General features: G+C 61.9%; 9 protein-coding genes. 7 read left to right on the forward strand and 2 right to left on the reverse strand.

Annotated elements, in window-relative coordinates; genetic code table 11:
• Position 1: 1 nt before the first annotated feature.
• Positions 2 to 2,188, reverse strand: coding sequence for a TonB-dependent receptor (locus tag HGK27_RS07315; protein WP_206239928.1), 2,187 nt, complete (start codon positions 2,186 to 2,188; stop codon positions 2 to 4).
• Between the two features lie 186 nt (positions 2,189 to 2,374).
• Entirely contained in the window at positions 2,375 to 2,710 is a 336-nt protein-coding gene (locus HGK27_RS07320) for a hypothetical protein (protein WP_206239929.1), read from the reverse strand.
• A 69-nt stretch (positions 2,711 to 2,779) separates the two neighbouring features.
• Between HGK27_RS07320 and HGK27_RS07325 the strand changes: the two genes are divergently transcribed.
• The 7 genes from HGK27_RS07325 to HGK27_RS07355 all read left to right on the forward strand — a co-directional run bounded on the left by HGK27_RS07325 (position 2,780) and on the right by HGK27_RS07355 (position 12,827).
• The gene (locus HGK27_RS07325; RefSeq protein WP_206239930.1) at positions 2,780 to 5,551 is read left to right on the forward strand and encodes a TonB-dependent receptor domain-containing protein; all 2,772 of its coding nucleotides are present in this window, start codon (positions 2,780 to 2,782) and stop codon (positions 5,549 to 5,551) included.
• Positions 5,552 to 5,632: 81 nt separating this feature from the next.
• A complete protein-coding gene (locus HGK27_RS07330) occupies positions 5,633 to 6,796 on the forward strand; it encodes an amidohydrolase family protein (RefSeq protein ID WP_206239931.1) in 1,164 nt (387 codons plus the stop codon).
• 14 nt (positions 6,797 to 6,810) lie between these two features.
• Complete coding sequence (locus HGK27_RS07335; protein ID WP_206239932.1) at positions 6,811 to 7,380, forward strand: hypothetical protein; 570 nt, start codon at positions 6,811 to 6,813, stop codon at positions 7,378 to 7,380.
• A 45-nt stretch (positions 7,381 to 7,425) separates the two neighbouring features.
• Positions 7,426 to 9,150: a tannase/feruloyl esterase family alpha/beta hydrolase gene (locus HGK27_RS07340; RefSeq protein WP_206239933.1), complete on the forward strand. Its 1,725-nt coding sequence runs from the start codon at positions 7,426 to 7,428 to the stop codon at positions 9,148 to 9,150.
• On the forward strand, positions 9,147 to 10,076 hold the full coding sequence (locus tag HGK27_RS07345) for a cupin domain-containing protein (protein WP_206239934.1): 930 nt from the start codon (positions 9,147 to 9,149) through the stop codon (positions 10,074 to 10,076). The genes HGK27_RS07340 and HGK27_RS07345 overlap by 4 nt, the downstream gene beginning before the upstream one ends.
• A gap of 7 nt (positions 10,077 to 10,083) precedes the next feature.
• Positions 10,084 to 11,385 (forward strand): MFS family transporter, encoded by a 1,302-nt coding sequence (locus HGK27_RS07350; protein WP_206239935.1) that lies wholly within the window; start codon positions 10,084 to 10,086, stop codon positions 11,383 to 11,385.
• Positions 11,382 to 12,827 carry an MmgE/PrpD family protein gene (locus HGK27_RS07355; RefSeq protein WP_206239936.1) on the forward strand — a complete coding sequence of 482 codons (1,446 nt, stop codon included), beginning with the start codon at positions 11,382 to 11,384 and terminating at the stop codon, positions 12,825 to 12,827. The genes HGK27_RS07350 and HGK27_RS07355 overlap by 4 nt, the downstream gene beginning before the upstream one ends.
• Positions 12,828 to 12,898: the final 71 nt, after the last annotated feature.

A 12,898-nucleotide genomic window follows, 5' to 3' on the forward strand; every position in this document is an offset into this window, starting at 1 on the left:
CCTATTGCTTCCAGCTCACCGTGAAGAGCGCGCTGCGACCGGCGCCGGGGATCACATGGAAGGGGTGCAGCTGGTCATAATAGAGCTTGTTGGTGGCATTGTAGAGATTGGCCTGAAGTGACAGGTTCTTCGTCACATCATAATGGGCACGCGCCTCGAAGGTGACATAGCCCGGCGCCACCAGAAAGGAGGCATTGGTGTTCTGGCCGAGGCGGCTCGATTGATACATGGCACCGCCGCCCACGATGAAGCGCGGGGTGAGCGCGTAGTCGGTTTCCAGACTGCCGCTGCTGCGCGGTGAGAGCGGCAACGGGGCACCGATGCGCGGCGATCCGGCGGCGGTGGGATTATCGGTCCACAGTGTTTCGGTGTAGAGGTAGCTGTAGCCCGCACGCAGCGTCCAGGCCCGGGTGATGTTGCCGACCAGTTCGGTGTCGAAACCGCGTGCGCGCTGGCGCCCGCCATTGGTGTTGAAGGCCGAATTGGTGGGATCGGGCACGCGGACATTGTTTTTCAGAATGTCGAAAAGCGCGGTGGTCCACAGCAGACGCCCGCCCGCCAGAGACCATTTGCTGCCAACTTCGATGATCCGCCCGGTTTCCGGCGCCACATTCAGATTGGCCTGAGCCACCGTGCGGCCCGAGGAAATCTGCGAGGTGATCCCTTCTGCGGAAGGGTCGAAACTGTCGGCATAGCTGACATAGAAACTGCCATTTGTCACGGGCTTGTAGGTCAGCGCCGCGCGCTTCGACAGCTTGTGGTTGACCGGATCGATATCGGTATGGGCCACGGTGGTGCCGGTCGCGTCATAGCCGGTGCTCTGATAATGCGCTTCATAGCGGTCCCAGCGCAGGCCCGCGATGGCAATCCAGTGGCTGCCAAGTTCCATCGTGTCGATGGCATAGAGACCGGTGGTGGCTGCCCGCGTGCGCGCGTTGAGCCGCACATAGGACGAGGCTTCTGTGAAAACCTGCGGCTGCGGGTTGGCAAGATTGGTGGTGATCACACCATTGTGGAAGATATAGACGGGGCGCGGCATCTCCAGCCCCAGTTCCACACCGGTGGTCAGCGTGTGCCTGATCCGACCGGTGGCGAAGTGGTTGGTGAGATCGACGACGCCCTGCGCGAACTGATCGACGCTGGTGCCGGAAAATTCATTCCGGGTGACGGTGATCGCGCTGAGCGGCGTGGTGGGCGCATAGGTGGTGGGCACCACTGCCTCGCTGGTGCGGAATTCGCGCGTGTCATGCGAATAGCGGATCTGGCTGTGAAGCGTGGTACTGGCACTGAAATCATGGTCCAGCCTTGCGGTCACCACATTGACGGTGGTGTCGAGATAATCGTCCGCAAAACCGTAATAATTGCGGCGATCGACCTTGGCAGGCGCGCCGTTGAACCATGGAATACCGTAATCGGGCCGGTTGTGCTCCTCCTGATGCAAATAGGAGAGCGTGAAGCGTGTATCGGTGCCCAGACCCAGCGAGATCGTCGGTGCCATGCCCCAGCGGCGATTGAGCGCTTCATTGCGGTCGGCGACATTGCCGGTCTGGCCCATGGCGTTGATACGGATGGCTGCGGTCTCACTGAGAGGGCGGTTGATGTCTATCGTTCCGCGCACTGTGTTGTCGGTGCCGCCCGCGATGTTGGCATCATAGATCGGGGTCAGGCCTGGCTGCTTGCTGACCTGATGGATCACCCCGCCGGTCGAGCCGCGCCCGAAGAGGATGCCCGCCGGGCCTTTGAGCACCTCGATGCTTTCGTCATTGAAGGTGTCGCGGTCGTAATAGCCGAAGTCGCGCATGCCATCGAGGAAGGTATCGTCACGCGTGGTGAAGCCGCGCAAGGAGGCATTATTGCCCTGCCAGCTGGTTTCGCCCGCGCCCAGGCTGAGGCCGGGCACCAGGCGCAGGGCATCGGCCAGACTGTTGACTGCACGCTTGTCCAGTTCGTCATGGCTGATGACTGTGACCGCTTGGGGCGTGTCGAGCAGCGACGTGGCGATCTTGTTGAAAGCCAAATGGGTGTCGGCGCTCTGGCCGGTAACGATGATCTCGGGGTGAGGGGCATTGTCGGTTGCATCCGCAGCCACGGCAGGCGAGGTCACGACCGGGGCAAGGGAGAGGCCCAATGTCATCGCGAGCGTGCGAGTTACATTCGCGGGTGGCGCGAGCGAAAAATCCTTACTCATCAAGGCAGCCTCTTCATCCAGTCTGTTATCGGCCGCCATTGTCCGGCTTGTCCGCAAAAGGGATGCGAACCTGCCTTTTTTACGACGGCTATCGATCTGGAGTCTCGGCAGCCTGCAAATCCTTCGCCGATCTCAATGCTTTTTGCGAATTAATTGCAAAAATTTTGAACGAGAAGGTCCGTTTGCTCATGGCGTCCCGGCGACCGCATCGGCAAATTTCCTCTGCGCGGCATTTTTGCACCAGTGCCTTTCATCCGTATAGATGCCTTTGAAATCGAGAATATTTTTATCGCCATAGACAATGATGCCCTTTCGGCAGAGACCGCTTCGCAAGCGAGAAATGAGGAAAATAGAAAAGAAGAAGGTTTGGAGGGGAGGGATTTTCTCCGCCCAAGATTCAAACCCAGCACAAGTCAAGTTATGGAGGGGAAATCCATGAATACTGTGCTGATCCGGCGGGCGCTGAGGGCGTCCACCGGGATGATTGCTCTTGCCTGCCTGGCGCCCACCGTTCATGCGCAAGATAGTGCTCCTGCTGCAACCGCCGGCAAGGCAGCCGATGTTCCCGCTGTGCCTGACCATGATATCATCGTGACGGGCTCCCGCCTTGTCACCAACGGCAACAGCGCCCCCACGCCGGTCACGGTGGCGAGTGTCGATACGCTGCTGAAGGCCCAGCCTGCCGGTGTGATCGAGGGGCTCAACGCCCTGCCTGGCCTGCTGGGTTCGATCAACACCACCAGCAATGTCAACACTGGCGGTTTCAACACACTGAACCTGCGTGGCATCGGCTCGACGCGCGGACTGATTCTGGTTGATGGGCGCCGGGTCGGCCCAACGCAGACCACCGGCTCGGTCGATGTTGATGTCATCCCGCAGGCGCTGCTCAAGCATGTCGATGTGGTGACGGGCGGCGCTTCGGCGGCTTATGGTTCGGAAGCCGTGTCGGGCGTGGTCAACTTCGTCACCGACACCAAATTCGTGGGGCTGAAGACCGACCTGCACTCGGGCATCTCGCAATATGGCGACGATCGCAAGCTCGGCGCCAGCATCGCCTGGGGCACCAATTTCAACGATGGCAGGGGCCATTTCGAGGCCAGCTATGAATATGCCGACAATGGCGGCTTTCTGCGCTCCAGCCGCCCCTTCCTGAACAATTGGGCGAGCATGACCGGATCGGGGACGGCGGCTTCGCCTTACACGCTGGTCTATGGCGCGCGGCTCAACAACTATGCCTTTGGCGGCTATGCCAGCACAGGCATTTTCAAGGGCATGCAGTTTGGTGCCAATGGCGTTGTCGGCCCCTTCAATCCGGGGACGCCCACCTTGTCCTCCTCGGTCAACACCGGGGGCGACGGCGCCTATTTCAACGGTTCCACGGCGGGCGCGGCGGCCGTCAATCATCGCGCCATGGCGCGGTTCGATTATGACATCACCGATGCCGTCCATGGCCATGTCACCGGGATCTTCAGCAAGTTCAAGCAGAGCTATACCCAGCAAAATCCGCAATATTCACTGAACATTGGTTATAACAACCCTTATCTTGCCACCGCAGGCGCCCAGTATCAGGCCGCAATCGCAGCGGGAGCGGCCATTCCGGCCGGAACAGCAGGTTCGAGCTTCGTGCTCAACAAGATGGACATGCAATTGCCGGCCTATCAGTACAATGTGCTGAACAGCTATTACCAGGTCGATGCCGGGCTGGACGGCAAGATCTTCGGCAAGTTCGACTGGGATGTCGATCTGTACCGCACTGAAAACCTGCAGCTGACGCGCAACAACAATGGCATCAATTACAACCGGCTATATGCCGCCGTCAATGCCGTCAGGAACCCGGCCAATGGGCAGATCGTCTGCAACGCGGCGCTGACCAATCCCAATTTCGCCAATTGCGTTCCGCTCGATGTGCTGGGCACCGGGACCGAAAGCGCGGCAGGCATGGCTTATGTCAGGCAAGCCATCATGAGCGATGTGGATTATGCCACCACCGATCTGAACGGCAGCATCAAGGGCAGCCTGTTCCATCTGCCTGCCGGTGATGTGAAGGCGGTGGTCATGGGCGAATGGCGCCGCAACACCTATGCGGTGGCCAGCAACGCCACGCCCAGCGACCAGATCGACTGCAATGGCATTCAGTTCCCCGGCAGCCTGAGTTCGGCGGCAGGGTGCTACAACTCCACCAGCGCCCTGCGCTATCTGGGTGGCCAGACGGCGGTGCGCACGCCGGTCAGCCAGATCGTCAAGGAAGTGGCTGCCGAGGCCGAAGTGCCGCTGCTGGCCGACAAGCCCTTCTTCAAGTCGCTGACGCTGAACGGGGCGGTGCGTTACACCAACTACAACACCAGCGGCGATGCCTGGACCTGGAAGGGTGGCGCGGTGTGGAATGTCAGCGACGAACTGACCTTCCGCGGCACGCGTTCGCGCGATATCCGCGCGCCCAACCTCTATGATCTGTTCCAGCCTGCCACGATCAGCACCACCAACTATGTGGACATTCATACTGGTAACACATCGGGCGTGCTGGGCCAGCAGCAGCAGGGCAACCCCAATCTGACGCCTGAAAAGGCCGATACGCTGACGCTGGGCGTGGTGCTCAAGCCCCACTTCATTCCCGGCTTCAGCCTGGCGGTCGACTATTACAAGATCAAGATCAACAATGCGCTGGTCAACATCTCGGGCATGCAGCCGGCCACGCAGACGGCCTGCGAACAGTCGGGCGGTACGGCGGTGGTTTGCTCGCTCTATGTCCGTCCCAACGCGTTCAGCGATCATTCGGCGGCAAATTTCCCCACGCTGCTCTATTCACAGACGCTCAACGTCGCTTCGCTCAACACGCATGGTGTCGATTTCGAGATGAACTATGCGCATCCGATCGCGAACCATGCCTTCAGCCTGCGCGCGCTGGTCACTTATCAGCCCACGCTGCTGTACAACAACGGTCCTGCCGGGCAGGTCGATGTGGGCGGCGCGGCTGATGGCGTGGGCGGGCTGCCGCCGATCGCCAAGTGGAAGGTGGTGGGCAACATCAACTTCGATCCGGTCGAGAAGCTGCATGTCATGGTGCAGGAGCGCTGGCGCTCTTCGCTTCAGCAGAACGGTACGCTCAACAACAATGGCGTGGGCTATGCCTATGTTTTCGCCAATCCGCCGGTGCCTTCGATCGGTTACACTGATCTGAACTTCAGTGTGGATGTGGCAAAGAACTTCAACGCCTATTTCAACATCCAGAACCTCTTCAACAGTTACCCGCCGGTCTATGCCAGCGCGGGCGGCACCACCCAGATGAACTATTTGGGCGGCTTTGCTCAGGGCGACGACATCGAAGGCCGCTACTTCACCGTCGGCGTGAAGTGGAAAATGTAACAACAAAGAAAAGTTGGAGCGCCGGAGAGGGAATTTCCCGCTCCGGCGCTCAAAGTTTGTGAGGATCGAGGGAGCATAATGATGCCGAGCAGAAGAGATATCCTGAAAACGGGGGCCGTCGCCTCGGCCGCCGGCCTGATGGTCGGCGAAGCGGGACTGGCGCAGGCACAAAGCTTGCCCGTGCCTGCCGGTGTCGGCCATAGCCTGGTCGAGACGATGCAGCCCAAGGCCTGGACCAGGGCGCAGCGTCCTTCTCCGGCGATCTCGATCGATGTGCATACCCATTGGGCGCCGCTGCCCTATCTCAAGGCCAAGGCCGATCTGGGGCAGCCTGATTTTCTCGATCCGGTCAATGCCGATCTGGGGCGCCGCATCGCCTGGATGGATGGCCATGGCATGCAGACCCAATTGCTGACCCTCGGCGGTTTCCGCCCTTGGGTCTGGGTCACGCCCGAGCAGGGTGCGCTGATCTCTCGCGTCAGCAATGATGCCGCCATCGAGGCGCATCAGGCCCATCCCACCCGCTTTATCGCCGGGATCGAGCTGAACGCGAGCGATCCTGTCGGCGCGCTGGCCGAGCTGAACCGTGTGGCGGGCAAGCCGGGTCTGGTCTGTGTGCATCTGCCCACGGCGCTGGCGGGCAAGGATTTCCTTTATGACGATGCTTTCCAGCCGGTGCTGGCGCGCATCAACGATCTGGGCCTGCCGATCATTCTTCACCCGCTTGATGGCGAGGCGAACTGGTTTCTGGGCAAGCGTCTGGCCGATGCCGCTTCCGGCGCGACGGCCAGCGCGAACCCCATGGCCAACCGTTTCCCGGGCCTGACAAATTCGGTCGGCAATTCGATGGAGATCGCGGTGTGCATTGCCAAGCTGATCTCTTCGGGCACGCTCGATCGCTACCCCAACATTATGTATATCGCCACCTGTGGCGGCGGTGCCATTCCGCTGATCGGCGGGCGCATGGAAAACCGCAGCGGCGGCAATGGCAAGCTGACCCAGCCGGTCTACAAATATTTCCGCCGCTTCTATTTTGACTCGCTGGTCTATTGGCCGGAAAATCTGCGCTATCTGGCCGATGTGGTCGGCGTGGACCGTATCGTTCTGGGCACGGACAATATGTACGGCCCCGGCGAGCGCCAGATGACCGATGAACCCAATTCGGTGATCGATCAGGTCAACTTCTCGGCAGGTGACCGCGACCTGATCCTGCGCGGCAATGCCAAGCGGCTGTTCAAGCTGTGAGAGGGGGAAAGATCATGATCCGTACCGCAATCACCGCCGGGGCCCTGCTGGCCATGGCTCCAGCCGCCATGGCTCAGCAGGCGCCTTCGGGCGAGCCCCGTGACCGCTCGGTCTATTTCAGCGCCGAACAGATGCAGGCCATCGAGGATGGCGCGAAAGACAAGACCAGCGGCGCGCCCGCTGCCTTCTCCAAGCGCCTGATCACAGCCAGCACGCATTCGACGTCGCTGATCCGGCTGCTCAAGCCCGATACGCCTCATGCCCATGCGGTGTGGAGCGAGATCTTCGTGGTACGCGCCGGCAGCGGCATTCTGGAGACCGGGGGCACCATCACCGGCGTGACCGGGCATGATTCCGCCACGCACAAAGATATGTTCCTCGATCCGCAGGCACCTCCCCCCGCCGGGGCGAAACGACCTGCGGGCAATGCCAATGATCTGGCGGGCACCGGCATCGATGGCGGTGTGCAGCAGCATGTGAAGGCGGGCGATATCGTGCTGGTCCCGGCGGGCGTGGCGCATCGCTGGCTCAAGGTGGAAGAGCCGGTGATCTATCTGGATATCAAATTCCCGAAGGCTGACTGAAGGCACGCCAAAGGGTCGGGAGAGAAAAGCATGACGGGGTTGCGGATGATATCGAAACGCTGGCGCCGCGCGCTGGCTGCGGGTGTCGCGCTGGCGGGAGGGATGGTGGCATCTCCCGCGCTGGCGGGCACGTGTGGCGACCTCGCGGCGTTGAAACTGGCTGACGTTACGGTGACCAAAGCCGAGACGGTGACATCGCTCGATGCCGTCTCGCCCGCACTGGCCAAGGAAAAGGCTCCCGCGCCCTTCTGCCGTGTCACCGGTTTTATCACTCCGACCCGCGATTCCCATATCCAGTTCGAACTGTGGATGCCTGAGGGCGATGGCTGGAATGGCAAGTTCCAGGCTTTGGGCAATGGCGGCTTTCTGGGCACGCTGAATTTGCGCGGCGTGCTGGGCGGGGTGCGTCGGCGCTATGCCACGATGGTTACCGATCTGGGCCATATCAATAAGGCGGGCGCGCCCGAGGATGCCGCATGGGCATTGGGCCATCCTGACAAGGTGGTCGATTACGCTTACCGGGGTGAGCATCTTTCGGTGCAGGCTTCCAAGGCGCTTCTTGCGGCATTCTACGGGAAGAAGGCCGATCATGCCTATTATGTCGGCTGTTCGGCGGGCGGCATTCAGGGGCTGACCGAACTGCTGCGCTACAGCGATGATTTCGACGGCTATGTGATCGGCGATGCCACGCCGGACCATGTCGGGCAGGAGCTGGGCGCGCTGTGGAACACCCTTCAGGCCTCGTTGAAATATCCTGCCGATGCCTTGCGTGCCGATCAGGTGGCCGCGATCCATGGTGCGGTGCTGAAGCAATGTGCGGGCAAAGATGGCGGTCTGGCCTCCGATCCTTTCCTCACCGATCCGCGCCTGTGCCGCTTCAAGGTGGAGGTGCTGGCCTGCAAGCCGGGTGAGGCGGGCGGCACCTGCCTGACGCCACGTCAACTGGCCATCGTGCGGGCCATCTATGCCGGACCGAAGAACCCGCACAATGGCGAGGCGTATCTGGCCGGGATCATGCCGGGCAGCGAAGGCAGTTGGGACAAGTATTTCACCGGCAAGACCAATCCCGCCAAGGCTGATCGGCCCTGGGGCGGCTTCCTGATGGATATGGCCTATGGCGATCCGGACTATCTGCCGGGCCAGAAATACCTGACCTTCGATTTCGACAAGGATGTCACCGCCCTGCGCGCCCGTGAGGTCGGCGGAGAGACACTGGACAGCAGTTGGAACACGCGTAACCGCGATCTCGATGCCTTTGCCAAGGCTGGCGGCAAGGTGATCCAGTATCACGGTTGGGACGATCCCAACATTCCGCCGCTCGAAGCGATCAAGTTCCGTCAGAGCCTGATCGACAATCTGGTGAAACGCCGCAAGCTGACCCCGGCCAAGGCCACAGCGCTGATCGACAGCTATTATCACCTCTTCATGGTGCCGGGTTTAGGCCATTGTGGCGGCGGCGAGGGCCCGTGGAACATCGGTCAGACCGGTCCCGTGCCCGGCGCCCCGATGGATGGTGAGCATGATACACTCACCGCTCTGGAACAATGGGTTGAACAGGGCGTCGAGCCCAAGCGCCTGATCGGCGGGCATATGGAAGGCGGCGCGCCGGGGCAGGGTAACCCCAATGGCAGCGGCACCAGGGCCAGCCCGCCTGACGTCACGCGCCCGGTCTGCGCCTATCCGGGCATCGCCCATTACAACGGCAGCGGCGACAAGGCCGATGCCGCCAGCTTTACCTGCGGCGCTGCCGGGCAAGGACACCGTTCATGAAAACCAGCATTGCGATTGTTTCCCTTGCCGCGCTGAGTGCCTGCATGGCCGGTGTGGCAGAGGCCCGGCCGGGTTCTTCCCTCGCCCCGGTCGGGCCTTACCACCTATCGCCTGCGCGCGGGCCTTTACGCCCCGTGGATCTTGCGCCGTTCAAGGGGCGGGCCTCCAGCGAAATCCTCGCCGGGCCATCTTCCGGGCTGGACAGTTCATGGGTGATCTACACGCGGCTTGCCGCTCATACCCTGCCTCAGGGGGCGATCAGCCTGCCGGTGGACCATACTTTTCTGGTTCTCAAGGGCTCGCTGGATATCGAGATTGGTGATGAGCGTTTCACGCTCAAGCCCGAGACGCTGGCGCTGATCCCGGCGGGTGTGCCGCATCGCGTGTGGAACGCGGGCGGCGAGGAGGATGCCGCACTGGAGGTCGTCACCCCCGCGCCGACCCGGGATCTGGCCAGCCTGTTCAGGCCTGCCACCCCCCGCAAGATTGAGCATGCTGCGCAATATGTGCGCGTCGCTCCGCCTTTGGGGCAACTGGTGAGCGGTACCGGCCATGCCTCGCTCAATGAGCGGGTGCTGGCCTCGCGCGCCACGGGCTCGGCCCATGTGCTGGAGCGGCTCAATGATATGCTGCCCGGCGGCGGGCGCAGCGAAACCCATCTGCATCCCTTCGATCAGGTCTATTTCGTGCGCAGGGGCGAGATGACAGTGCAATATGGGATGGCCAGCTATCAGGCTCCCGCCAACACGCTGGTGGTGCTGCCCATCGGCGTGGCGCACAACAATCTCAACAACAGCAACCAGGTGCAGAGCATCGTGACCCTGCTGTTGCCGGAGCCGGAAAAAGGCAAACCGTTGGGGGCGGGCGTCACCATGACCATGACGGGAGGCGGTACGCCGCCATCAAGTCCCAAGCATGAGGACTGAAACCAGGATGCTTGCCAAAACCCGTACCTCAGCCGCGCAGGCTCAAAACACGCGCGGCAAGATCGGCGCGATCATTGCTGCGTCCAGCGGCAATCTGGTCGAATGGTTCGATTTCTATGTCTATTCTTTCTGCTCGATCTATTTTGCCGGAGCTTTTTTCCCTTCGGCGGACCGCACCACGCAGTTGCTGAACACGGCCGGGCTGTTTGCCGCCGGCTTCCTGATGCGGCCGATTGGGGGCTGGTTCTTTGGACGTATGGCCGATCGGCATGGGCGGCGTGGTGCGCTGATCGCCTCGGTGCTGACGATGTGTGCCGGTTCGCTGGGCATTGCGGCTTTGCCGACCTATGGCGCGATCGGTGTCTGGGCGCCCGCGCTGCTGATGGTGGCGCGGCTGGTGCAGGGTTTTGCCCTCGGCGGCGAGTATGGCACCGCGGCCACCTATATGAGCGAGGTTTCGATGGCGGGGCGTCGCGGTTTTCTCTCATCCTTCCAATATGTCACCTTGATCGGGGGGCAGTTGCTGGCTTCGCTGGTGGTGGTCGTGCTTGAGCAGATCTTCTCTGAGGCGGAGATGAAGGGGGGCGCCTGGCGCATTCCCTTCATGATTGGGGCCTTGGCAGCGCTTTGCGCGCTGGTCGCGCGGCTTCGCTTGCAGGAAACCGCCGGGCATGAGGCGCGGGAAAGTAAGGATGCCGGGAAACTCTCGGCGCTGCTGGCACAATATCCGCGCGCCTTCATCTCGGTGCTGGGCTTTACGGCGGGTGGCTCGCTGCTGTTCTACACCTTCACCACCTATATGCAGAAGTTTCTGGTGAACTCCTCGGGGCTCAGCATCGCGACTGCCAGCAGCATCATGACGGGCTGCCTTTTCGTCTTCATGTGCCTGCAACCGGTGATGGGTGCATTGTCTGACCGGATTGGGCGGCGGGCCAACATGCTGATCTTCAGCGTGGGCGGCGTGGTGCTGACGGTGCCGATCATCACCCTGCTGCATGGCGCGACAAGCCCGCTGGAGGCTGGCATGCTGATCACGGCGGCTCTCGCGCTGATCAGCTTCTACACCTCGATTTCCGGCATCATCAAGGCCGAGCTGTTCCCCACGCAGGTGCGCGCTTTGGGGGTGGGCTTTGCCTATGCGCTGGCCAATGCGGTCTTTGGGGGGACGGCGGAGTATGTCGCGCTATGGACCAAGTCTATCGGCCATGAAGGCGCGTTCTACTGGTATGTGACGGCCGTGATGGTGCTGGTGACTGTGGTCAGTTGGGGCCTGCCCAAACGCGCGCCCTATCTCGGAGACGGACAATGAGCTTCACGATCAACCGCCGCCACGCCATGGCAGGTGGGGCTGCCGCTCTGGGGCTGGCGGGGATGGCGCCGATGGCACTGCGAGCGGCCACGGGCGAGGATATTACCGGCCAAGTGGCGCGCCATATGGTCGCCATGCGCGACATGAAGCTGCCGCCCGAAGTGCTGGAGGCGGCCAAGCACCGTATTCTCGATACGTTCGCCGCGATGATCTCTGGCGCGCGGATGAAGCCGGGGATCGCGGCAGTGGGCTATGTGCGCGGGCTGGGCGGCACGCCTCAGGCTTCCGTGGTGGCCAGCAATCTGCGTACCAGCACGGTCAATGCGGCGCTGGCCAACGCCATGTGTGCCCATGCCGATGAGACCGACGATTTCGAGCCCGTGACCAAAGCTCACCCTGGCAGTTCAACCGTGCCTGCCGCTCTGGCTGTGGGCGAGAAGAACGGGGCAAACGGCATGGCACTGATCCGCGCCGTGGTGCTGGGCTATGATCTGGGTTGCCGCTTGCTGATGGCGCTGGGGCCCGATCTGGTGCGCGGCACGCACCGCAGCGCGGAGGGCACGGCGGCGACCTATTGCGCTCTGGGCTCGGCAGCGTTGACGGCCATGGATGAAACGGGAATGCGTTATGCGCTCTCCTATGGCGCTCAGCAGGTTTCGGGTCTGTGGAGCTGGGTGGATGATGAGGACCATATCGAAAAGGGCTTCGATTTCGCCGGCATGGGTGCGCGCAACGGCGTAATGGCCGTCACCATGGCCGAGGCCGGATTCACCGGCGTGCATAATGTGCTCGATGATACGCATAATCTGATCAGGGCGCTGTCGACCAGGCCCGATCCGCAGCAATTTGTCACGGGGCTGGGGCAGAGCTTCTTCATCACCAGATCGGCGATCAAAACCTATACGGTGGGCTATCCCAACCAGTCAGCACTCGATGCGGTGCTGACCCTGCGCAGGGAAAACCACCTCACCGCCGATCAGGTCGCTTCGGTTCTGGTGCGCCTGCCCACCGACGCCATCGGCATCGTGGGCGAAAGCGCCATGCCTGATGTGAACTGTCCGCATCTGGTTTCGGTGGCGCTGCTCAAGGGCGCGGTGTCCTTCGTGGATGCCCATGATGTGTCGTTGATGAAGGCCCCTGCCGTGCTGGCGATCCGCGCGCGCACCAAGGTGGTGGGCGACCAGAGCCTGATGGACCCTGCCGCCCCGCGCGGTGCCATCGTGGAACTGACGCTGAAGGACGGACGTGTGCTCAGCCATCACACGCGCTTTCCTTCGGGCACGCCGGAAAATCCGCTGAGTACGCAGGATGTGGCGGCCAAGGCGATGGATCTTATCGCCCCGGTGCTGACGCGGGCGCGCAGCCAGGCGCTGATCGATACGATCTGGGCGCTGGAGAAGATGGAGAATGTGCGGGCGCTGGGGGCGCTGATCAAGGCTTGAAACCTGTTTTCCGGGAGGTTCCCTCAGCGTGATGCCTCCCGCACGCCGATATCCTTGGGGAGGGATTTGCC

Origin of the sequence: Novosphingobium terrae (assembly GCF_017163935.1) — a bacterium.
GTDB classification, from domain to species: Bacteria; Pseudomonadota; Alphaproteobacteria; order Sphingomonadales; family Sphingomonadaceae; genus Novosphingobium; species Novosphingobium terrae.